Origin of the sequence: Solwaraspora sp. WMMD791, assembly GCF_029581195.1 — a bacterium.
GTDB lineage: Bacteria > Actinomycetota > Actinomycetes > Mycobacteriales > Micromonosporaceae > Micromonospora_E.
This window is the reverse complement of the sequence record NZ_CP120737.1, coordinates 4,303,215-4,329,761: the sequence shown is the minus strand read 5'-3', so window position 1 is coordinate 4,329,761 and position 26,547 is coordinate 4,303,215. Positions and strand designations below refer to the sequence as shown.

At 72.4% G+C, this 26,547-nt stretch carries 1 protein-coding gene; it reads left to right on the top strand.

What is annotated here, in order from left to right:
* The first annotated feature begins 173 nt into the window (after positions 1–173).
* Complete coding sequence (locus tag O7623_RS19070) at positions 174–26,477, top strand: hypothetical protein (RefSeq protein ID WP_282224383.1); 26,304 nt, start codon at positions 174–176, stop codon at positions 26,475–26,477.
* Positions 26,478–26,547: the final 70 nt, after the last annotated feature.

Sequence of the window (26,547 nt, the reverse complement as noted above, 5' to 3'; positions counted from 1 at the left end):
GCCGGTGGCGGTGCCAAGGGATTTCCCTGAACAGGGGTTGCTGACGCATCGGCCGGGCCGCCCCCGGCCTCGTGAACGGCATGCTGGCCCTACCGGTCAAGGTGCCAGGGGGTGTGACGGTGGAGCTGGGAGAACACCCGCGCACCGGTGCCCGCAGCGGCCGGTGATGCGCCGTGGACGTTCAGATTCCGGACTGGCTGAACCACATTCTCGAGTTCTTCATCGGTCAGCGGTGGCCGGTCGGGTCTGAGAGCGGCATGTGGGACCACTCCAAGGAGTGGGGGAATCTCCGTGACGCCCTGGATGCCGCCCGCGACAAGGTCGTGCAGCAGCGCGCCGTGGTGCCGGACGTGCTCTCCGGCGAGTTCGCCGATGGCGTCGACGAGTCACTCAAGCAGGTCATCGAGAACATCGACATGCTGCGCGGCACTGTCGAGGAGATGCGCAAGGACCTGAAGAACGGCGGCGCCGACCTTGAGCAGGCCAAGATCATGGTCGGCGTCCAGTTGGCGCTGCTCGCCATCCAACTGGCCTGGCTGATCTACTCCTTTTTCGGTGCGCTGGCCGTCCCGGCGGTGATCAGTGGGTTCCGGGCCATCATCACCGCGATCCTGCGGCAGATCTTCGTCGAGGTCGCGCAGGAGTTGGCCCAGGAGCCGCTGCTGATGCTGCTGATCCAGGCGGGTCAGGACGGCAAGGGTGACCGCGAGGGCATCGACTGGGACGCGATCCGCGACGCCACGATTCAGACGGTCATCCAGGCCGGGGTGGCGGGTCTGGCGAACTTCGGTGCTCAGGAGCTGATCGGTTGGGCGGCGGGCAAGATCGCCAAGATCGACCGGGCGCTACCGGACGGCACCGTGTTCATCAAGGAGGACTGGGTCTTCCGTGCCGGGGCGATCCTCACCAAGGGTGCTGCCCAGGGCGCGGTGGCGATTCCTGCGGAGATGGCCGGTCAGGCGGCGGTCGGCGCGCCGATCGAGGCGCGGTGGGGGACCGCCACCAGCGCCTTCGTCGGCGGCCTGCACGAGGCCAATGCGGTACCGACGCGGACCGAGCTCGGCAAGTCGATCAACCTACCTTCGTTTACCGGCTGGGACGACGCCTTCCGGCCGCTGCCGGACGACGCCGCACCGGTCGACGGGGAGGACGTGCCGCAGAGCAGCGGGGGCGACCCGGCGGACGACGCCGACTCGTTTGTCGACGACGATGCGACTCTGGTCGGCGACGACGACGCGACTCTGGCCGACGACGCGACTCTGTTCGGCGACGACACCGACAGTGCGGCTATCGGCGACGACGGGGACACCGGCTGGGTCGGTGATCTTTCGGAACAGGGACTGCTCGGTGACGACGCGTCCAGCACCTGGTCCGATGACGATTACTTGGATCGGGCGACCGACGACGAGGAGAACCGGCTCCTCGACTACGCCGCCGGTACCGTGCTGCCCGCCAGCGGCGTTCCCGGTCTGGCCGGTACATGGTCCGGCGCCGGCGTCCAGGCCCAGCAGCCGGGCGGCACCGGTCAGGGGACGGGCCAGGGCGCTGCCGGTCAGGGGACGGGCGCCGGTCAGGGGACGGGCCAGGGCGGTGCCGGTCAGGGCAGGGTCGGGGCCGTCGACGGCCCCGCGGCCACGGCCGGATCGACCGACACGGCCGGTCGCGGCGGTGACAGCCTGGCCGGCAGCGGCGTGATGACGCCGCAGGTGACGGCTGGCCCGAGTGCGGACGTCGATGTCCGCAGCGGCGATGGCATGGTCACCGGCTCGGTTGGGGACGACTCCTCGCCGGCCGGCCACGAAGGTGGGACCAGCACCGGTGACGGCGCGGCGAGTGCGGGAACCGGCGATGGCGGCGCGGCGACCGACGGCGAGGGGACGGACCAGCCGTCCGGAACCGACGACGCGGTCGGCGGCAGCGGCCGGGCCGACGAGCTGTCGGGTGCTCCGGCAGCATCAGGTACGACGTCGTCGGTCCGTGGCATCGACAGCGCCGGACCGGGTCTGGACAGCGGGCAGCGGACCAGCGCGCAGGCACCGAACCCAGGCGACGCACTGACCACCGGTGACGGGTCGGACGCCGTGGCGGATCGTCGACAGGCGGGTCAGGTGGCAGACGGCACGGGCGAGACCGCCGCTGACGTCCGTGCCGAGCAGCAGTTGCCCGGGATCGTCGGCGGCAGTGCCCCACCAGCCGCGACGACAGTCGACGGCGGGCCGCGCCCTGCCGACGGCACCGCGCGTACCACCGACCCGTCGCAGCGGACCGACAGTGGCGGCAACCGCCAACCGGAAGCTTCGACCCGAGCAGGAGACGGCGCGCGGGGCACCGACGCGAGCCGTACCGGGGAGGCCGTCCGGGCCGGGAGCGAGCTGCGGGGATCCGACGGCGGTCCGCTGCCGGACACGGTCACGACCGACGAGGGCGGATCCCGACCCGCAGCGGACGATTTGTTCGAGCATCGGCCGGCGGTCGTCGTGGACAGCGACGTCCCACAGCCCGAACGACCGGACAGCGTCGGTGCCGTGGACGCCGTGGACGCCGTGGATGCCGTGGACGCTGTCGACGTCGCCGCACACGGCAGTGACGGAGGTCCGGGCGGGCCCGAGAGCACGCCGATGGACGTTCCCGCGATCCAGGAAGTCGCCGGACCGGTCGCTCCGTCGCCCGACGCGCGGGCACCGGGATCGGCGGATGCCGGTCCGTCCCGGGCCACCACCGCCCCGTCGGCAGCCGGCCCGCCTGCCGAATCCCGTACGGCTGACAGCGCGGCCACCGGCGGACGCCAGTCTGGACGCCTCACCGACCCGCTCGCCGCCGACGGCGTCCCGGCCGGTGCCGTGGCGCCGACGACGGTCACCGTCTCGATCGATCCGGGCGCGGACTCCTCGACCGTCCGTGCCGGCACAGTGGATCAACGGACGCCTGCCGTCGAGCAGGCGCGGTCACCGGGCACCGAAACAACGGCCAGTTCACCCGACCGGGCCGGCAAGGACACACCCCGCCAGCTGGGCGAGCCCGCTCCCGCTCGGCAGTCGTCGGTACCGGCGACGGAGGGTACCAATCCGGTGCGTTCAGCTGATCCGCGTGACAGCGCGGGCCGCGACCCGCGTACGGGCACCGACGCCGCCACGGAGGCCGGACTGGTCGTCGTACCGGTGCCGCCGGTCGGGACGTGGCTGCCAGGCGGGGCACCAGTCACGGTCCGGCCGGACTCCGTACCCGGGCGGACCGATGGCATGGACGCGACGGGTGACCCGGCCGCCGCGCGCCCGGACCCGGCGCAGGCGACCGGGGCCGACGACGCGGGGCGGTCATCGGCGGGTGATGTGGCCGGTGCCCGACCGGTGGACCGGCGTGGCTGGGTACCCGTGGGTCCCCGGGTGGATGAGGCTGCGGTGTTGCGGGCTGAGCCGTACCTGGCGGTCGACCGGGTGAATCCGTCGCGGTCGGCGACGAACTGTGTGTTCGCCACCGTCGTGGGTGACCTGCTGCGGCGTACGGGTGGTCGGGTGCGGTTCGAGGCGCCGGCGTCGGTGGCGACCGAGGTGGGGGTGCTGCAGTGGTACGCGGGCGGGCCGTTGCGCGACGTGGCGGGGCTGGATGCGATCGAGACGGCGATGTCGGATCCGGGTACGTCGTCGGACGCGTCGGGGATCGTGGTGGTGTCACCGGCTGATGGCGGGGTCAGCCACACGTTCCGGGTGTTCCGGGGTGCTGATGGTCGGGCGGTGTTCTGGGACGACCAGATCGGTGGGCAGGCGTGGGCGCCGGCGGAGTTGTCGCGGGTGCGGTTCGTGGCGACCGATGGTGTGGTGGTGCCGCCGGCGGCACCGGAGCCGTCGGTTGCGGTGCCCCCGGGGCCCGCCGACGATCTGGATCTCGCTGGCGCGACCGGATCGGGGTCGTGGACCAGGCAGCCCGACGGTTCGTACAGTGCCCCGGGCGGAAGGCCGCTTGCGTCGCTGCCGCCGCAACTGACCCTTGGCACGGCCAGCGGACAGGGGAATCTGTGCCTGCTCGACACGTTCCGGCAGCTCATCGAGGCACATGCGGGGCGTGGCCGGACGACTGTTGCCGGACTTCGCGACTACCTGCTGGCCAACGTCCCGCCCGGAAGCCAGTTGCACGCCGACCTCAGCAGTGGCGACATGCTGGACGTGACTGACCGCAACCTCTACAACGCTCTCATCGCCGGGTTCGGCTTTCGGGCGCAGGTCTTCCAGACGACGTCGGCCGGTGTCATCGCACATCCGGTCGTCGGCGACTCGGGACCGATCTTCCACCTGCACCACTCCAGCCAACACTTCGTCCCGCTCTGGCAACAGGCAGATGCCGACGGCGAGCGTGGCGGCGACAGCGACAGCGAGGACGGCGACGGCGACAGCGACCTCGAGAGCGAGGACGGCGACGGTGACAGCGAGAGCGAGGACGGCGAGAGCGAGGACGGCGACAGCGAGGACGGCGACAGCGACGAGGACGGCAGCGAGCGGCGGGCGCAATCGGACACGGCTGCGGCCGACCGGCGCGCGGCGGAACAGGCCGAGGCGGATGCCAGGCAGCGGACGAGCGGGCGGGCGGCTCTGCAGGCAGCGGCCCAGCGGTGGGAAGCCGAGCAGGACCGGGCCGCGCAGTCGTGGCGACCGACGCCCACCGCCTCGACCGTCCATAGAGGTGCTGCGGCGGACGTCGTACGAGGGCTGTACGGCGATCTACCGGCACCGGGTACTCCGGCTGGCGCCGCGCCGGGTGGCCGCCGGCTGGCCGCTGTCGGCCAGCTGATCGCCCGGATCGCCGGCGGATCCGATGCCGACGCGGCACGGCAGTTCGCGGCGGCGACCTCGAACGGGGTCGGCCCGGTCGCGCCCGGTGTCCGCCTGCCGGCCGCGCAGACCAGCTACGACCGGATCGAACAGTCGATGGGGCAGACACCCGTCGGATCCCTCGGTGTCCTGGTGACCCGAGCCGCACCGGAGGCGGCACCGCAGTTCACCCTCGTCCACCACGTAGGAGACGACGACGGCGACCGGGGCGTGGTGGCGTTCGTGGACGCCGGTGACCGCGCCCCGGCCGCGTTGCCGGCGAACCCGTACGAGGTGCGGTTCATCCCGCTGCACCAGGCCGGCCCGCTTGCGCTGCTGCGCGCCGCCGGGCTCGATCCGGCCGCCGCCATCGACCGGATCGGCGCCGGGCTACGGCACTGGAACACCCGCAACCTCGCCGCCGCCCGCGCCCTCGCCGAAGGTGGTCATCCCGGCGCGGTCGCCGCCATGGACCTGTTCGGCACGTTCGTCGAGGACCTTCGGGAGGTACGGGACCGCGAGACCGCCGGCCCGGCCGATCCGATCCGAAACCTCGACCTCGTGGCCGTACTGAGCGGCTACGACGACGCCCGGTCCGGGATGCTGACCGTCCCTGGGGTGGTGCCGCCGCCGCCGCTGGCGGCGATGCTGCGCGAGCCGGCCGGTCCCGATCGCGACGGTGGGCCGGCGATGCCCGACGCCGGACTCGGCCTGACCTCGGCGCAGGCGTTCGGCCGATGGTCACGGGAGTACGACAGCCTCAACAACATTCACTCCGAGCTCGTCGCTGCGGCCGCCCGGTTGGACCTGGCGACCCAGCGGCACGCCGACGCGGTGCGGCAGGCCGAGCGGCATCAGGCCGGGCTCGCCGCCGTCTGGGCCGAGCAGCGTGACATCCGACGCGACCTGGCTGACCTGCGGGTCCGGATCAGCAGGCAGGCCGAGACCTGGCGGGCCCGACAGGGCGACCTCGACCGGGCCCGCGGCGAGCTGAGCCAGGCCGAGAAGGACCTCGCCGACAGCCAGCAGCGTCAGGCGCAGGCGCAGCGGCAGGCCAGGGCGGCGGCTGACGCGCTCGCCGAGTTCGACCGGACCCAGGCCGCGCTGCCGCCGAAGCAGCGCGATCCGGCGGCCCGCCCGGCGCTCGATGACGCCCGCACCACTGCGGCCAGGGCGGCGGAGCGCGCGGCGCAGCAGGTGAGCGCTGCCGAGAAGAACGTGGCGTCGCTGCGTACCAAGATCGACCGGCTGACGGACCTGCACCGGGCCGCCGACGACGAGCTGGTGCGCAGCTGGGCTGAGGAGACCGCGCTGCGGGACCGCCGGCCGCCGCTGCGCGCGCGGGCCGCGGAGATCGGTACGCAGTGGCGGGCGGCAAAGGACGAGCAGGATCGGCGCGCCGCAGAGCTGGCCACCAGCCGCGACGTGTACGACGAACTGCACGTCCGGTTCCGCGATCAGGCTGCCGTGGTGGACGGCTGGACGCAGCGGCGGCACGCGCAGGCCGATCTGACCGACCTCGGCAGCAGCACGTCGATTTTCGACACCAGCGGCCAGACGGTCATCACCGACTCGGAAGCGGTGCTGGTCCAGCGGGAAGCGATCGACGCGCTGGACGCGTACTGGGCGTCGGCACCGGCGGCACCGTCGGCCCGCGACGCGATCCGCGACAGCGTCCGCCAGCTGACCACCGCTGAGGCGCTGAGCCTGGATCTGCGGGAGTCGTCCACGCCGAGCGGCAGTGCGCACGTCCTCGGCGACGGCGACGACGCCGTCCGGGTCACCTTCGTGGCGGAGTGGAGCCGCCGGCCCGAGGAGCTACCTGTCGTACGCCTGCCGCACACCCAGGCGGAGAGCCGCAGTCACCACGGGACGACGGTCGACACCAGCCAGACCGCGAAGACCAACCGGAATCTCATCATCCCGGTCGGCGGCATCGCTGGCCTGCTCGACCGGATTCCGGGGCTGCGGGCACTGAACATCAACATTCCGATCAACATGATGCACAACCAGTTCGCCCGGCAGATCGAGACTATGCTGGGCGTCAAGCACTCGCACATCAACCGGCTGCGTGAGCCGCACTACCCGCACGTGTACGACCTCGTCTGGCGGATCCGGGTCGAGTCGGCGGCCGTACCACTGATCGCTGCGCCGGACACGACGGCGCCGGCCCCGGCCACGACGGCGCCGGCCACGACGGCGCCGGCCACCTCCTCGGTCCCGCCAACAGCGTCGCCCGCGCCGCCAGCCGTGGTCCGGACCCTGACGTCGACCGAGCCGACGACGGTGATGTTCCCCGAACACATCGCGCACCCGAAGGGCCCGGTCACCGAGATCCCCGGGAACCTCGACAACCGTTCCGCTCGATTCACCGGCCAGCCGGTGGCGATCCTGGACGGCGTACACGATCCGGGATGGGTCGAGCGGGAGCTGCGTACCCGCCTCGGCGACCTCGACCGGCTGAACGCCGACTCGCAACGTCACCTGCGCCAGTTGCTGCGTGGGTCCAATCTCGCCGGCGGGTTCGGCAAACTGCAGCGTACGGGTGTGCAGTCGCCGCCGCTGTTCGACCGCGACGGGAAGTTCGTCGGCATCCTCCGGCTCAGGGCGCAGCCGGCGCCGTCCCGGCTGGTCACGAAGGCGCCCGATGCCCGGATCGAGGTCTACCGGCACAACCAGGTGGCGGAGGGCGGGTCGGCGGGGCTGGACAGCGGCGTCGGCGTCGGCGTCGGCGTCGGGCTCACCGTGGTCGACGCGGACACGTCGATGGCCGACACCGCGACCTTCGGCACGTACAGCTCGGGCATCGTCGGCGGCCAGGCCCGGGTGTCGGCCGGGGACAGCCGGTCCCAGCAGTCGGGCGGGTCGGCGTCACTGCTACGCGGCTGGGAGAACGGCGTCGCGGAGGACGGCAAGATGAAGCCCGCCGACGTCGCCGACACGGACCTGCGGTGGACCGCCGAACTGATCGACGGCTACCGTTCGAACGAGCCGGTGTCGTTCGACGGCCTGGCCGCGCAGCGTCAGGGCGGCCGGCTGCGTTGGGTGCCGCTGACCCTGTCCGCACCCAACGCCGACATCCACCCGCCGGCAGCCGTGGAGCATGGCGGTACGGGGGCCGCAGGGCACACCGACTTCACCGATTTCCGCACCACCGAGCCGGCCGCCGGGCTCGGGGTGGACAAGCAGGTCGAGCAGCACCTGCGCGAGCACCACTTCCTGCCGACCGGGCCGAACGCCAGGCCGGAACAGGTCCGCAACCTGCACCGCCTGCTGGAAGTGACCAGCCCGGACTTCCGCGAGTCGCATTTCGACGAGTTGGACGGCGACGCGATCTGGATCCCGTTCGAGAAGAAGAGCAAGGTCGAGATCGAGCGGGTGATGGTGCGGTGGAAGCTGGACCGTGGCGGTGCCGCGATCCACCGGGGCGCGACCCGCGACGGCCGGCTCTACTTCGGCGCGGACGGCGATACCGCCCTGACCGCCGAGCAGCAGTCCGACAACCGGGCGTCCGCCCGGCTGCAGGGCACCGCCACCGTCGGCATCCGCGACGACGCGGCCGACATCCCGGCGGCGGTCCCGTTCGGCGTCGGTCCGTACGAGTACCGCAGAGGGCTGCGACACGTCACGCCGACCGGATCGACCGTCGAACGTTCGACGATCATCGAGTCGCCGGACGAGCCGATTCACGCCTTCGACCTGCCTCGCCGGCTCTCCGCCGAGATCTACCACGCCGGGGCGAACGACCCGTACTGGACGTCCGCGATCGACCGGGGCGACGGCCGCAGCACGCCGTACCAGGACGCCAGCGTCCGAGCCTGGGTTCCCGACCTGCTGGTGTTGCAGGGCGCAGCGGCACCGCCGCCGCTGCGACCACGGCCTCGGCCGGTCACCGAGGACGACAAGGCAGCCCTGAACCGGCGGCCGGACCAGCAGTACGGGTTGCTGCCGGGCGCCACCGCGGTGGCCGGCTCGCCGGCACTGAACCAACTGTTCAGGGAACTGGCGACGGACGTCTTCGGCGCGCCGAAGGGCGGCGTACGGGGTTGGTTCACCGGCCACAGCCCGGCCAGTGAGGCGTCGTTGTCGGCGCAGAGCCGGCGGGCGTTCGTCAACCCGGCGCGACTGCGCGACCGGCTTGCCCAGATGCTGGCCGGCACCTACGCGACCGAACAGATCGTGGAGGAGGGCCAGGTATCCATGTCCGAGGGTGCCCTGGACGTGCAGGCGTACCCGGGGCGCCCGCGTTACGTGCCACCTCGCAAGGGACGCAGCCCGAGCAGCCTCTACTACGAGGGCACCCAGTCGGTCGGCGACGGTGGCGGCGAGAGCTGGAAAGTCACCCGCCGCCACCGGGGGGACGGATCCTTCGCTCTCATGCTGATCATCGGTGGGCGGCGCGTGGAGATTCCGACCTTCGGTGGCCGCGCCAGCATCGACTGGTCTCGTCAGGGAAGCGAGTCCCAGGACGCCACGGACAGCCGTACGGTGACCCACAGCGGTCCGGTGTATCCGGTCCGCATTCCGTTGACCTACGTCGGCACCATGTACGGTGCACCACGCAACGTCGCCACCACGGCAGCCTCCGCAGTGAACCGCGGCGGGCCGCAGCAGGCCCAGCTGGCGGTCGACGTGCCGGACGCGATCGAGGCGTATCTCAGCTTCGACGAACTGGTCGGCCTGTGGATGGCCCGCAGCGAACTCGGCGAGCCCGGGGCGCCGATCGATGGTCTGCCCGGCGACCTGGCGTCGCGGATCACCGAGGCGGTCGTCCAGCGGCAGGCCGACGAGACAGCGCGACGTAATCACGAGGTGGTGACCGAGGAGGGCGTACGGTATCCACCACGTCGGCTGTTCGCCCGCCTGGATGCCGGCGACGCCGCATTCGTCGTGACCGAGGCGAACCCGCCGGACTTCGATCCCTCGGCACCGGCCGCTGCCGCCGCGCGGCGGCCCAGTCGCGAGGTGGGACCCGTCGAGGCCCAGCAGCTCGGGGTCGTGCCGCCCGGCTCCGGCGGCCAGACGATCGAGCTGGGCAGGATCGGCCCGATCGCGACGACAGCCGAACCCGGTGCCGCGACGACGGCCGATCCCGATGCCGCGACGACGGCCGAGCCCGGTGCCGCGACGACAGCCGAGCCCGACGCAGGGGTACCTGAGGATCCGGCGCACCGGGCGCTGTGGCGCAACGGGTTGGCCCTGGTGGAACGACATATCGACGGAGCCACCCGGCCCGGGTCGACGACGTACATGCCCGGCATCCGACAGGGCATCGCGGACATCAGCGACCCTGCGGTGGCGGCGGCCGGGATGCCCGCCTACTTCAGCTCTGGGCAGACGACCGCCCCGGTGGTGATCGGCTCACGTCCGTTCACGACCACCTTCCGGGGCCACGCGGTCACCGGCTGGATCGAGCTGGTGGCGAAGCCGTTAGGCGGGTTCGACACCGACGACAACGCCAGGAAGGTCTTCGGCCGCAGTTCGACCGAGTCCGGGATCGAAGCGCACGGCATCGTGTCGGGATCGAAGTCGGACGGCTCCGGAACGACCCAGATCGTCGGCGTGAACACGTCGGTGCCGGTCGCCCTGCCCGGCACCGGCGCCGTGCGGTGGCACACCGGCCGGATCGCCGCCACCGTGCTCGACGAGACCGGGAAATCCGTCTCGCAGCGCCGCACCGAGACGGACCAGTTCACGATCCGCAACGGCGAAGGGATGGTCGACTTCCCGTTCCCCGTCCAGCTGGCCATCCGGGTCCGGACCCGGCCGGTACTGAACACCCTGTTGAACGCTCTGGCGATGTTCACCAGGAACCAGGTGGACACGTCCGACTGGGTCGACGCGGTGGCCACTGCGCGGATAGCGATCAGCGACACCACCCCCGCGCCGCTGCAGGTCGCCCCGCCGCGTTGGTATGCGCCGGCACGGTCGCTCGCCACCGATCCACGCCCCGGCATGCCGGCGCTGACCCCGTACGATCCGGTGACGTCGGCGATCCGGATCAGCTGGTTCAACGGTCGCGACGAGCTCCTCGCGGTGGCCCGACAGATCCTGCCGGATGTCACCGACACTTTTGACGGTCGGCGGGAGGTCGAGAACTACCTGAAGGGGCCGACCAGCGCCGCCACCGTCCACCGACTGCTCCGGCCGGGCGGGACCACCCGCACCTTCACCACGGTGGACGCGATCAACCCCATCGACTATCGAGGAAAACTGTCGATCGAACCGGTCGCCGCCACGCCCTGGGAACTCTCCAACGACCTGGTCGACGGCAACCCGGTTCCGGTTGTCGTGGGCAGCGGCGGGAAGGGTGTCATCGAGCACGCGCCGATCAGGTCGACGAAGGGTGGGTCGGCCAGTGCCGCCGCGCGTGAGGGAATCCTGCAGGGCGAGGCAGGCATGACGCTCTGGGTCGCCCGCGACCAGGTCGACCCGGCGTTCGGGATCGCCCCGGGCAACTTCAGCACCGCACAGGTCGACTACCTCGTGCTGTCGGCGACCGGTGGTGAAGAGATCGCCGCCAGCTCCGCGGTGAACACCGGCGACCGGCGGGTACGGCGGGTGCCGGGCCAGCACGCCGGCACCGACCTTCCGCCCAACGCACTCGCACACCGCACGGTGCTGTTCCGGGTGACCGGTACGCCCGGTTGGAAGGCCCGTACGGCGTCGCAGTGGCAAGACGCGCCGTCCATCGTGCGCTGGGTGGTGGCGATGGTCGAAGCCCGGGTGTCGACGGCCGACGTACCGGGCCTGGTGGCATCCGGTGGCGACCGGCTCATCACTGACGGCGGACCCACTGACGGCGGACCGGTCGACGGCGGACCGGACCGTACGTCGGACCGGCCCGGGGACGGGACGCAGCCGGCCCGCCAGAGACAGCTGCTGACCGAGCTGACCGCCCCGACCACCCGATCCGACCCGCGCCCCGTCGGTGCCCGCCGCGTTGGCGGCGGTCGACGCACCGATGGTAAGGACGGGCAGTCGGCCCGGGACCTGGCCGGCGCCGGGCCGGTGGACCGGCGTGGCTGGGTGCCCGTGGGCCCCCCGCTGGACGAGCGCCGGTTCCTCGCGGACAACCCCGAGCTGAGCATCGACCGGGTCAACCCGGACCGGTCCGTCACCAACTGCATCTTCACGTCGATCGTCACCGACTCGACCTGGCGGTCGGCGGGACGGGAGCGTTTCGTGGCACCGGCCTCGGTGGCGACCGAGGTGCAGACCCTGGAGTTCTACGCCGGTGCCGAACTGCGGGAAGTGGCCGGTCTCGACGCGGTCGAGACGCTGATGGCCGGGGCGATGTCCGACCGCGCCTCGGGAATCGTTTTGGTCGACGGTGCCGACGGTGGTGTCTCGCACGCCTTCAACGTCCTGCGCGGCCCCGACGGCAGGGTGACGTTCTGGGACGGTCAGGTGGGTGCCCGGGCGTCGGCGCCGCCGGACCCCACCCGGGTGCGCTTCGTGGTCACCAGCGGTGTCGTCCCGGGCTGGACATTGTCCGACACACCAGCGCAGTTCGGGCTGCAGCCGTCGTCCTATCAGCCGATGGAGCTGGCCAGTGCCGTCGCGGCGGCGGCGGATCTGGTCGAGGCGGACCGTGGCGGGCAGCCGCACGTCGCCATCTGGGCGCCGGACGGCACGGTCCGGACCTTCGGCGATCCGCAGCGTCCGCCGATCCCGGTCGCCGAGATCACCCCGGATCGGTACCTGCCGCTGGCGTATCCCGGTGCGGGGATCGTCCCCGCTCAGCTGCCGGTGTCGCAGGTCGGGGCGGGCCGGCAGACCGTCGCGCTCGTACCGTCGCCCGCTCCGGCGGACCGCGCGGCACTCGCCGCCGCCGACGTAGCCGCCGAGCTCCTCTTCTGGGCCGGTCTACCGCCGGACTCCGACGGGCGTCCGGCAGACCGGAACCGGTGGCAGGTGGCCGGAGAATCGAGCCGCGCCGTCACGTTGACGAGTCTGCTCGGACCCGGCGCGCTGGCCGGGAGGATGGCGGCGGCGTCGGGTGACGCGGGTCTGGTGCTGCGGCCGGAGCACCCCCCGGCCGGCCTGCCCGGTCTCGAGCTGGTCGTCCAGGCGCGCCGGTCGGGCCCGTACCGGCTGACCGGGGTGGGTGTGCACGGCCCCGAGTACGCCGGTCCGGTCACCCTCACCGTCGAGTTGCGCGACGGCACCGGGACGACCCTCGGCACCGGCACCTTGTCCGTGGTGGAAAGTGTCCGCCCGGTCGCACCCACCCCGGCGGCAGTCCCACCAGCTTTCGACGGTGCCGGCAACCGGGTGCTGCCGATCGAACCGGCCTGGTGGTCACAGGGCCGAGCCGCCGTCGGCACCATCACCGCCGACACGCTCCACGCGTTGTCCAGGCTGGTCAGGCGGGACGCCGAGTTTCGGCAGAACCGCAGCACGCCGGATGCCCTGCACGGATACCTGCGACACCGGCTCGCGGCAGACCCCGCAGCGTCGGGCGTTCACTTCACGCTGCGCGACGCCGTGCCGGCGGGCGTGGTCCGCGTCGGTGACCGCCCGCAGGTCGTCGTCGCGGCCCGGCTGGAAGCCACCGTCACGGCCACCGGCCCCGGTTCGGCGTCCACCGTGGTCCAGCTTCCCGGCCAGGTCGAGGTGCTGCTCGACCCAGCGGCCGCCGCCCAGGTGCGGCAGCACTACGCCGCCGCACCACAGGAGCTCGCCAGCTACCTGGACCCGCCGGACTATCCGTCCGCACCGTCGCCGGTGGACGGCGGGCAGGCACCACCGGCCGGGGTCGATGCGGACCGGTGGACGCGAGTCCTCGACGACCCGCTGCTGGCGACGACCCCGCAGCAACTCACCACCCTCGCCGACGCCGCCGGACTGCCGCTGGACGACCGGTTGTTGTCCTGGGCCGAGGCGATCGGGCGGGTGCCGGACCCGGACGAGACCGCCCGCCACCTCGGCCTCGCCGACGCCGGACCGGCATTCAGGTTGGCGATCGAGCTCGCCGTCGACCCGCGCGCGTTGGCGATGTTCGCACCGCAGATCCGGACGTTGACGGCGGCCGGCGGTGCGGTCACCGTGGCCCGGCTGCGCACCGAGTCGGGCGTACCCACCACCCACGAGCTGAGCTGGCTCGGTGAGATCGGCGCGCGGCTCGGACTGTCCGCTACCGACCTGCCGCTCCTGCGCTCCTTCGCCGACCAGCAGGTACCGGTCGAGTTGCTGCACTCGCTGCCCGACCCACTGGTGCGGGAGGCACTGGTGGTGGCGCAGCTGCGCCAGGAACTCGGTGCCCTCGACCGGCTCCAGGATCCCGCGCTGCGGGCGCTGCCCGGCGAGCCGGACAGCGTCGTCGTGCCCTGGGCGCTGATGGGCCTGCGCAACGGCCACACGGTGCAACTGCTCGCCGCAGAACTCGGTGTCCGGCCGGAGCACCTGGCCGTCATCGAGCGGCAGATCCTGGCTGCGGCCCAGGCGGTGGGTGACCCGGAGTCCGGGCTGTCGGCCACCGCCCGCTCCCGGCGGCAGGCGGCGGCGGTCGCCGAACGGGTACGTGCCGCGCTGCGTGCGGAGCAGCACGTTTCGGGCGCGAACCTCCGCCGGTATCTCACCCTCTCCGGCAGGCTGGGTTTTCTTGTCGGTGACCTGGCGTTCCTGCAGCCGTCCCGGCATCTGCTGCTGCTGGCCCACGAGGCCCTCGGCGACGTGCCGTTGCAGCTGATCCGCGACGAGCTGCAACTGCTCGCCGAGGGCCAGGTGGCGCCGAGCGCGGCCCTGCACGCCGGGCTGCCCCGCAACGTCTATCCGGCCGTCGAGGCCGCCGAATGGGCGGCCCGGCTCAACATCACGGTGGCGGAGTTCACCCGGCTGACGGCCGACGTGCCATGGGCCGACCCACGGGCACTGTTGATCGCCGGCCACCGTGCCGGGTTGCCGGACCGGGACCTGCCGGCGTTGGTCGACCTCGCCGAGCGGATCGGTCGCGTCCCCACCGACCTGGGCCAACTGGCGCTGCTGCTCGACGTGGATCCGGCGCTGCTGCTGCGGACCGCGCGGTCGCTCGACGTCGACCCACGCCACCTGCTGCCGTTCCGGGCGCCGCTCGCCCGTACGGAGACCGGTGTGCGCCGGCCGGACCAGATCACCGAGCAGGACCTCGTCGACCAGCTCAGGTTGAACGCACGGAACAGCTCGCTGATGCTGGATGAGCAGCTGCGGGTTCCCTGGGTCTTCCGGCTGGTCTTCCGATGGACGACCGGGCCCGATGGCCGACACTACGGACCGGCCTGGTTCAGCCGCTACCTCCCGGAGCTGACCAACCGGGTGAGCTCGATCGAGGACCTCGCCATCGTCGAGCTCTCGGAGCAACTGTCGGTGGCCCGTACCCGCAGCGCCGCCTTGGCAGGCACGCTCGCCGCACCTGCCCCGACCAGCGCGGACGATGCCGGACACCAGGTGCTCGTCGCGCTCCGACCATGGCTGTCCGGCGTCGTCGACGGACTGCTCCAGGATCTGGACCGGACGGCTGTGGACCTGTCGGCGATGGTCGAGACGTTGACCCACACCCTGCCGCAGCGGCTGACGGCGCGGCAGGAGTCCGACGACACGGTGGCCGCTGCGGTCCGCAGGATCACCCGGAACCTCGTCGGCGGTGGCATGCTGTTCGCCGAGGGCGATCCAGCGGACGGGTTGCGAGAGATGCTCGACCCGGACACGAGCGAGCCCATCGCGCAGGTCGTGCGTGAGCTGACGACGATTGTCGAGCGGCCGGCCGACGAACGTACCGCGTCGGGCCTCGACACGGTCGTCGAACGGCTCACCGGGCAGCTGCGGACCAGCCTTAAGGACATGTTCGACGGCTTCGACGGTCTCGTCGACCAGGTCGACCAGGTCGTCGCCGACTACGTCGAGACGGTACGCGGGTCGGTGGAGTCCATCGGCACGGGCGACGACCGGCCCGATCCGGCGGCCGACGCGGTGACGGCAGCCGTCCAGCACGCCGCACGGACGACATCGATCCGCTTCGGCCAGCGGTTACGGGCCCGCGTCGACGAGGTCGACCGGCAGGTCGGCGAGTTGACCCGTGCCGAGGCGGCACGCGCCGGCGCCCGTGCCGCCTTCGACCGGCCGCAGGACCGGGCCGACCTCCTGCCGCTGCGCGTCGTCGCGCTGCACAACACGGACGTCGCCTACGTACGGGCACTCGCCACGCTGACGGCGTCCGCACTGGAACTCGCCGCAGACCTGCCGCACGGAGCCGAGGGCGGCCGGGACGTCACCGCCCTCGCCACACAGCTGTCGCAGGTGGCCGCCCTGCACGAGCGGGCGCTGTCGCTGATGCCGCTGCACCGCACGGTGGACACCATGTCCGACCAGGACGTCGCCGACGGGCTCGCCGGAGCGCCCAGCCCGGGACGCAACGCCCGACCGCAGGCCCACAGCGGTGAAGCGTGGCTGTTCGACTGGTGGTCGCAGCGGTTGCCTGGGACGTCGGACGTCGACCTCGCTGCCGACTTCGCCAGACGGCGCTGGCTCGATCACCGGGCCGTCCTGCAGCTGGCGACGTCGATCGGGGTGCCCGCCGACGACGTGCGAAGGCTCAGCGTGGCCATCAACCGGGTGCCGTCCGAACTGCCGACGCTGGCGAACGAGTTCGGGGTACCGGTGAGTCAGTTGTTCACTGACGCCCGTGACCAGCAGGTCGATCCGGTCCTGTTGGGGGCCGGCACCACATACAGCGTCCCGGCGACCTTGGCGGCGCTGGAGGCGCAGCGTGACGCGCAGACCTCACCGGCCGACCACCCCGCCGGGCAGGCTGAGACCGGGCAGGCTGAGACCGGCGGGTCGCCGCAGCCGTCGGATCCGCGCTTCGAGCAACGTCTCGTTCACGCCGCCCGCATCCTCGGTGTGCGGCCGCCCTTCCTGCGGGCCCGAACCCCCGCTGGCACGGTGGTCGGTGACTGGGACCAAATGGTCCGCGACTGGGACGAGATGGTGCGCCTGCTCGCCGACGACGCGCAGCTCGACCCGCACGACATCGCGACCCTGGCGGCCACGCTGCGGGTCGATGCGGCGTGGGTACGGTCGTTCAGCGTGACGATCGGTCGGGTGCCGACCGATCTGCCGGTCATCGCCGAACGCCTGGGCGTCGCCGATCCCGGGCTGATCCTGGCGTACGCCGGTGACCGGGCGATCGACCCCGACACGCTCACCGACGCCGACGGGTTGCGTGGGCTGACCGCCGGTCCGCCCGATCGGCGCTTCGAGCCCGCCGAGCAGTTACCGGCCGACCGACGAGCGCGGTACGGTCCGACGACGCTCGAGCAGATCTGGGAGACCTCCCGACTGCCGAGGAACATCGTCTCCACCGCGACGAGCGCGGGGCTTCGCCCGGCCGAGCTGGTGACCCTGTCCCACCAGTTGCGGCAACGGCCCGAGGTGGTGGCGATCGCGGCGCAGGACCTCGCTCCGACCGGGAAGTCGAACGTCGAGACGATCCGGACCCAGTTCGCGGACTGGATCGGTCGCCTCGAACGGGACGCCCATCTGCGCACCGACGACCTGGAGTGGGTACGGAGCACCGGTCAGATCCTGCGCCACCTACCGCAGGACAGCCGGGCCGCCCGGCAGGCCGTACTGACGCTGCGCATCGACCATGCGGAGTTGACGGCCTGGTCGCTGACCCGGCTCGCACAGGACCACCCGGAGGACTCCTTCGATCTGCTCCGTGCGGCGGCCGATCAGGCCACCCACCCGCTGCGGGCCCGTACGCCGTACCTTGTCGACCTGCCGGTGCCTGACGGCGTATCGATCGATTTCCTCCGGTCGGACGCCGTCGATCCGCTCGCGATCAGCGAGCTGGCAAACGAGCTCGGGGTCAGCGTCGACAGCCGGCAGACGATCGGCGGGACGGTGGACAGCGTCGCGCTGCCCGGCAACGGTGATTTCTGGCGGGCGTACCAGCGGTTCGCCGATCGACTCCCGCCGGTGAGCTCGATCACCGTCCAGACCGGGTACGGCACCGACCCCGCCGCCTACCTGCGGTTGGCGGAGAGGTTCTACGCCGCCCAACCGGTGCTGCACCGGCTGGGTCTGCTCCCGACGGTTGGGAACGCTGGCGGCATGGACGCGATCAGGTACGGGTATCCGACGGTCCCGGCGTTCCTCGAGGACCACGGCCGTCCGGACCGGGTACTGCGGTTCGATGTCGACTGGCGTCCGACGGACACGGTGACGTTCCTGCTTCCCGACGTCAGCGGGACCCGACTTCAGGGTGCGGCGCTGCTCTTCTCGGCGTTCGTCCAGGTCGCCGGGTCGAGTGAGTTCGACGGGTCGGGTGGGGGACCGGTGTTCACCCGGGCGACCGACAGCCCCCCGCTCCCGGATCTCGACCGGTCGGTGTTCGACCCGGTCGACCTGGCCCGGGAACTGCTCGAGGTGGTGCCGGACGATCATGCCCGGGTCCAACTCCAGTCGCTGTACGTGATCGACGGCTCGCGGCCGGACCGAAGGCCGGCTCGCGGCCCGGTCGACGATCGATCCGCTGCCCCCGCGTCGGGCGACGGAGAGTTCGTGTACCTGCCCCCGATTGTCATCACCGTCGACACACGCAGCGACCAGGACAGCGACACGGATTCCGACGCGGAGTCCGGCCCCGACGCGGACCAGTCCCCGGTGCCGGCCGTACCCGGTGCTCCTGATCCTGCGGCCGATCCGGACCCGGATGCTGCGGTCGGGCCTCATCCGGTCGGCAACAGCTGGTCCTACGAGCCGCCCCCACTGGCCATCGGTCCGGTCCGTACCGATCCTGTCGTCCGGCAGGCGGTGCCGGAGCACCTCGTCGCACCGGTGACCGTCGACCGGGTGGTGCCGGCGTTGACGGCGAACGGGCGAGCTCGACTCGAGGAACTCCGGCAGCGGCGCGGCACGGCGATGACCGGGTCGGAACTGCTGCTCGTCTTCTCCACCCCGGAGCAGGTCCTCGGCGAGTTCCCTGGAGCAGAGCTGACCGTGGGCGACGCGGTCCGGCTGCTGCGCGGCGAACAACTGCCACTGCCGGACGGCGTCCGGGCGCGGGCCCACGCCACGCTGAACAGCCTGCCGCCGGACCCGGACCGTGACGCCGACTGGATCATGCCCGCGCTGAGCCGGTACCAGGATGCCTGGGCGGCAACGGTGTACGACGATCGGCTCGTCGGCGACGCGTACGGTGCGGACACCGGCCAGCCCGACGGCGTCGATCCCGTGGACCGGGCCTGGCGGGCTCCCGAGCTCACTGCTCCGGCCGAACACACCCGTACCGGCCTGCGCAGATGGGTCACCGAACGGATCCGGCTCGGCCTGCATCCCGTCCCGTACACCGACGACGACGCGGCCGGGCTGCTGCCCGGCGCCGGTCGCGGCAGCCACGGCGTACGGGTCGACTTCGCCGTCGACCTGCCGGTGGCGCGGTCCACCAATCCGTGGACCGTCGTCGATCCGGTCGATCGGGCCCGCCGGATCGAGCAGGCGGCCGGGCGGGCCGGGATCGGCCCGGACCAGGTGTACCGCGACTTCGACGGGGACACGGTGCGATTCTCGCTGGATCTCGGCGCGGCCCAGCGACCCTGGCGCCAGCTGGGTTACCTCCTCGACGTCCTTCGCCGGTACGGTGCCCGTCCGACGCCCGACTCGTTCACCGTCACCGTCGACGGAGTCGACGAGGACTCCGCCGTGGCACTGCGGAATCTGACGCAGCGGCATGCGGACATTCTCATCCGGCTCGCCACCGATCCCACCACCGGTCGGGTACGGGACCTGCGCGGGCGCGACGGGCTCGGCGGTGACGCGATCGAGTGGTCGGACGGCGCGCTGGTGCTGCGCATGTTCGATCCGGTGACGCTGGACCTGGGGCCGGTGCAGTTCGACGTCAAACTCGCCCTGGGCCTGGTGGACGCTGCCGACGAGAACTCCGTCGACCTCGAGCCGACTGGTGCCGGCAGCGGTACCGCCCCTGCCGACGTCCCCCGTACCGCCGGCGGCTGGCGACTGTCCGACACTCCCGACCAGGCCGGCGTGCAATTCCTGGCTGAACTGTTCACGGATCCGACCGACCGGTGGCAGGGTGCCGCGACGTTCCTGGTCACGCCGGTCCATCCAGGTCCCGGCCAGGCAGGGTTGCCGATCGGTCTGGGCGCGGAGGAGGCGCAGCGGCTCGGGCTGGCAGCGCCGTGGCGCGACGACGACATCACCCATGCCGGCGCCGAACACCCGGCGATCCTGCTCGACACCTTGGCCGAGCAGCAGCTGCTCACCTCGGACATGCGCGCCGCTGATCTCGCCGGGGTCACCCTGCCGCCCGCGTTCTGGTCGGACTTCGTGGACCGCGTCCGGGCCGCGCGGCAGTTGGCGACCGCCGACGACGGTACGGCGGTGGCGCGGGAGCGGGCGCAGGCCACCCGTACCCTCTGGGCCGAGATCCGCCGCGGTGACCTGCCGCTGGAGCAGTGGCGCCAGTGGTTCAGTGCGCGCGGGCATCCGACCGACACAGTGGACGACGCCGCTGCCATCGGGGTCGACAGCGGGGCCCGACCGGTCGCCGGGCCGGACCCGTCGGTGCTGCGCCGCAGCGGGCTGCCGCCGGGCGAGGCGTCGTTGCTGGACGTCCTGCTGGACGCTGCCCGCCGTCAGTCCGTCACGTTGCCGGCGGCGGTCACCACCGTCGACGGGCTGGGCCGGTACGTGGCCGGGCAGGTGGACTCGAACGCGGCGGTAGCCGCGTCGATGCCCAGCCTCGGGCAGCTGGTCGCCGGCGCACTGCCACTGAGCCTGCTGCTGACGTTGCGTCCTGACGTGGACCTGTCGGGGGTAACCGCCGACGCCACCGATCTCGCGCGGACCCGGCTACGGCAGGCGGTGGCCGCCGACATCGACCAGGGCGGCGACCGGACCCGGCTGCTGGTGCACCTGCTGTCGCGGACGCACCCGCAACTGGTCGACCGCGATCCGCTCCTGGCGGCGCTGCGGCAGCTGACCCAGGACGGCTCCGCCCTGCCGACCGCAGCTCAGCTGCTTTCCGCGCTGCTCGCCCGGCCGGACGCGGCAAGCAGCTCCGCCACGGTGTCAGCCGTCGCCGTCGTGGCCCGGGCACTCGACCTGACCATCGTGCTGACCTCGTCGGAGGGCTCCGTCGGTCTCGGGCCGTCGTCGGCCCGGAGCCTGCACCTGTGGCGGGACGGTACGCACTACGGAAGTTACGCCCCCGGTCGCGAACCGCTGCGCCTGGTCGAATCGCCAGAGCTGTTCGAGGCGCGGCGCGTGCTGCTGCGGCAGCGACTCGAACAGGACCCGAGCCTGGATCCGATTCCACTGCGTGATCGGTGGCCGTTGATCGAAACGGACGACACCAGCCAGGTGACGGTCGAGGTCAGCTTTGCGTTTCCCACCGACGACGTGAACACCGCCGCGCTGGACCGGTTGCTGGGTACGCCCGGCGTCGTCGCGTCGCATGAGTTCGACCGCGCCCAGATCTCTCTCCCGGTGACCGGTCGTGATCGTCTCCTCAGCCAGGTGTCGGGCGAGATCCGCCGCCTCGTCGAGGAGATCGACGTCGACGTGACGATCCGGGCCCGCCCTCACGACGGGGGACTCAGCGATGCGGCGGCGACCCGACTGAGGAATCTGGTCGACGGTCATGACGCGACGATCCGGCGGATGATGACCGCTGACCGGCTGGACGCGATCTACCCGTCGATGCTCGAAATCGACGTGGCGGACGGGCTCACCATGCGGATCTTCGGCGGCACCCGGCTGCGTCCGCAGTACCTGCAGGGGCTGGCCCGGTTGAGCGCCGCCAGCCTGGCGCTGTCCATGCGGGGCAGCCCGTACCTGGATCAGGAGCTGCCCCCGGACGCGCTGCCGCCGGACGGCACCGCCGTCAGCGACGGGCGCGACGGCAGCCTGCGGATCGCCGGGCCGGTGGAGCCGGCCCGGACCCTGCCGGCACGTCGGCTCATCGACGCGCTGTTCGCCGACCCGGACGACCAGCGGGAAGCCGTGGACCTGTACCACCTCGGCATCGTGCCGGAACCGGCACCTGGGCTCTTCGCGCCCCCCGACGACCGTGTGCCGCCGGCGCCCCCCGACGACCGTGTGCCGCCGGCGCCCCCCGACGACCGTGTGCCGCCGGTGCGCCCCGACGACGCGCGGTCGGGCGGGGCCGATCGCGCCCGGTCGGGCGACGGTGCGGCGTTGCCTCCGGTCCTCGCGGACGACACGTTGGAACAGCTCGTGGGGGAGGTGGTCGACGAGGGTCTGCGGTCGGCCGCGCACCACGGCCGCCTGTCCCTGGCCGAGTGCCTGGAGTTGGCGCGGTCGCTGGTCGCCCGGCTGTACCCGGCGGGCGGCGGACCCGTCGCGCACACCGTGCGGGTCTCACGGACCAGGGACGACAGCGACCTCGGCTGGACGGCCGGATCGTGGCTGGCGGACCGTCGGGACTGGGAACGGTTCGGGACGTGGGAGTCGTTGACCGACCGGCTGGGCGAGGCGGACCTCGGCCCCGGGTCGACAGCCGTGGTGCTGCTGGACCGGGCCAACCAGGACAGCGGCCACGTCTACGCGGCGTACCACACTCCCTACGGCGTGCGCTGGCTGGACCTGCGCTCGGACGGTCGCCCCGTCCTGCTCGATCCGGAAACCACCCCGTTCGACCTCGACGCCGAGACCCACGCCCGAGCCGTGGTGATCGACCGGGCCGGGATCGTCCGGTCGGTGGGCGACCCCGACTCACTCCAGTCGAACACGCTGGCCCGGTCGGTCACCGACCCGCCGCGCAGCTCCGGGTACCGGGGAACCGGCGTCGACAGCGGACCGGCCCTGCCGGCGGGGTCACCGGTGGCCGACCCCACCTCCACCGCGCTGTCGACCATCGTGGCCGACCACGCCGCCGGACAGCAGACCGACGCCGAGCACCGGCTGCTGTCGCTGTGGGCACAGGATCCGACGCACGTCACGCCGGACCTCGCCGTACTCACCAGGCTGGCGGACGATCCGGACCAGTCGACGGCAGCGGCGGCCGTACAGATCCGGGACCTGCTCGCCACGTTCGGCCCGGACGTCGACGTGAACCCGCCCGGCGACCAGGCGCCACCGGCACGGTCGGAACTCGCCGAGTTCCTGGCTCCGTCGCCCGTGGCACCCGCCACTGTGCCGCCGAGCCCCGCCGATCTGTTGCTGACCAGGATCTTCGGCTCGACGGTGCCGGCCGAGGACCTGACGTACCGACCGGCGAACGCGGATGCCGCTGTCGACCCTCGGGCGATCACCCGGGCACTGCTGGCCGCCGCCGGCCTCGGCCCGTCGACCCCGGCGACCCGCAGCCAGCAACCCGGGATGGACCGGCTGGCCGACCAGCTCGGGGTCACCCGCGCCGAGCTTCCGTCGATCGGCTACGTGGCGGTCCGGGCGTACGGTGCCGACGGCGTGACCGCTGCCCGGCTCGCCGCCGCCCATCGGGCGATCGCCCTGCTCGACCCGCAGCGGGTCGGGTCGGACCTGGTCGGCGAGCCACTCGTCCAGCGGCTGCTCGCCGAGGCCCGGGCCGACGATCCGGCCACCGATCCGACCGTACGACTCATCCGGATCCTCGAACTCGCCCCGGACCCGTCCGAGCGGCGGGCAGGCGATCAGGAGCTCGCCGGACGGTACGCGCGGTCGACGGCCACGATTGTCGAGTCGAGTGTTCCCGATCCGCTCGACGGCGAGGGACGCCTCTGGTGGCTGGGCGACGGCCACCCGCCGGCCGGAATCTCCCCGGTGGACGGAACACTGGTGGTCGCGTACGCGGCGACGGCCGATCTCGCCCCGGCCGGTTGGTCGCTGCCCGGCGGGGCCGGCCTCATCGTGCAACTGGCCGACGCCCTCCGGCGTGCCGTCGACGCGGCCGGTCCGGTCCCGGTGCTGCTGGTGCCGGTGACCGACGGGCCGGTGGCGGCCGACCACCTCCGGGCCGACCAGCTCCGGGCCGATCTGGCCGGACTGGACCAACGCCTGGGTGGACTGGGCGTCGCGCTCGCCGACCCGGTCGACCGCGACACCGTACGGCCGGAATCCGACCCGTCGTCGGTGGCACCGGACCCGTCGACGGCCGTCCCGATCGACCGGCCCGGCCAGGACGCGGCCGGGACCCGGACCGGTGACGCGTTGTCGCCAGCCGACGTCCGGTACTTCTACCGCCGCGCTCGGGAAGCCGACTGGACCTCGGCGGACGACCGACGGGATCAGCCGGGACAAGGTCAGGAGCCGGCGGTGGTTCGGCGGACACCGCGCGACACGGCATCGGCGTTCGTCCAGTGGATCGTCGACGACGGTCGGCGGGTTCGCGACGACTTCCTGCTCGCGGGACACGGCCTGTACCTGGGTGCCGTGAACGGGCGGGACGTGCTGGTGCGGGCCCAGGTCGACGCCGACGGCAACGTGCTGCGGGCGCTGCGTCCGCTACCGATCGACGAGGCACTGCTGCAGGCCGGCCTCAACTGGCTGGTGGCGGATCTGGTCGCGGCAGGGTGGCAGGTGCGACCCGGGCCGGCCGGCGGGATCAGCACCGAGTCCCGGCAGATCGAGGTCGACGTCTTCCAGACGGCGGACACCGCCGCCTTCCTGGACGCCCACGACGCCCTGCTCGGCTTGACGACCGCGCGGGAAAGCTGGTTCTTCCGTGTCGCCGACCCGGCGGTCCTCGCCGAGGTACGCGCGGCGGCGCGATCCGCGTACCAGGATCTGGCCGGCACGTCGGGACCGGACGAGGCGCAGCGGCTTTCCCGGCAGATTGCCAGCTGGCGGTGGATCGTGTCCCTGATCGCCGATCGGATCGGGCTGCCGCCACCGGCTGAAATCACCTTCGTGACCCGCACCGCCGACGACGCGCTCACCTGGGGTACCTTCACCAGCGGCCATTGGCTCCTGTCGATTTCTACCGACCGACCGGTCGACGACGTGCTGAGCGATGTCGTCCACGAGATGCTGCACCTCGAACAGGCGGGGAATGCATACCGGGCCACCCTCGCGGAGCGCCAGGACCGCGACGCCGGACTGGACCTGTGGTCGACGGCCAGCCGGGTGGTCATCCGTAACCCGGCGGTCACCGACTTCCTGGCCCGGCTCGGACCACCGCAGGACGTGCTACCGGAGATCGCCCTCCGGCAGGTCCTGGGCAACCAGGACCAGGGCTACGTATTCGATCCCAGTGCCGAGCTGCAGGAGATCGGGCGGCTGCGGGCGGCGCCGAGTTCGGTGCCGTCCGGGACGCGGCTCCGGCACCGGTTGCAGGCCGGCGAGGCGAAGTTCCACCGTACGGAGACGGAGCTGGAACTCGAGTACCGAGCCCGGCCGGTGGAGGCACCGGCCCTGCATCTGCAGTCCGAGTTCGAAGCCGGTGGATCGGTACGCGACTGGAGCGTGGAGCCGCGAGCCCGGTTGTCGCCGATCGACGGGTACGAGCTGGTCGATCTCGGCGCGGCGGGGACCTTCGTCCGGCCGGCGGGCTCGTCCGCCGCACCGCCGCACCGGCTGCCTCCGCCATCGGATCCGTTGGTGGTCGTCCACGTGGCCGACCCGACACAGGCCGGTGTGGTCCTGGCCGAGCTTCGTGACCACCTGCCGGCCGGTGCGCTCGTCGAGGTGACCGCCGACAGCGCGACGACCGGACCCCTGTTGTCGGCGGAGCAGGCAGTGGGACTCGCCGAGTCGCTCGGCGACTCCGGTCGCCTGCTGCTCGGTGTCGACCTGGTCGAACCGGACGACCAACTGGCGGCTCACTTCGTGGCGATCGGTGCGACGTTCGCCCCCACGATGCGCCCGTTCGCCGCCTTCTACCAGGTGCACGCCACGCCCGTACCGGCTCTGCCGGACGGCAAGGTCGACCTCAGTCATCGCGGCGGCCGGGACGTGCGGGCACCAACGATCGAATACCGAGTGGTCGACGGGCGGCTCTGGATCGGCATACCCGGCGACGAACCACAGATCGAGCAGGGCGATCCCGCTGTGGTCATGGGTTCACCGTCGCGGGACCTTCCGTGGCACCTGTGGTGGGCGGCCCTGGGTACCGTCCGCGCACTTCAATCCGCCGGGGGCGTCCCGCCGCAGCAGGGCGACGTGCGCATCCACCGCCCGCAGTCGCGGCCGGCCGAGCTGCCCGACGTCGGGATCGGCGCGATCCATGAGATCAGCGACGAGGACCAGCAGCTGTTCCGCGCCGCGTTCGGTGACGAGCACAACCCGGATGGTGACGAGATCGGCCCGGACCCGGAAACGTTCGCCGTCGAGCGCGACGGCGGGTCGTTCACCGCGTACCACGTGGTCGACGCGTTGTTGGACGCGGCAGGTGTCGACCCGGGACAGCGGGATCCCGACGCGCTCGTCGCCGCGCTGTCCGCGTTCGCCGACCGGCTGGGGGTGGCCGACGTGGCACCGTCGGACCCGAGGCAGGCCCGACGCAACCTGTTGGCGGTCGGATTCGTCGCGGCCCGGGAGCACGGGATCGGCGCACTGACGTACCCGTTGCTCGCACAGACCGTCGCGGAGCTGTCGCCGGACGAGATCGCCGAGTTGCTGCAGCCGCACCGGCTACCGGATGCCGCAAACGACTTCGCCGACGACTTCGCGCTCTTCTTCCCGTCCGGCGTCCCGGGTGACCCCGACCCAGGGCCGGCCACCGACCGGTGAACCGCCGGCCCGAACAGCCCGGTCCGGTCCGCCGGACGGTCCGGTGGCCCGGTGACCACCCGGCGCGATC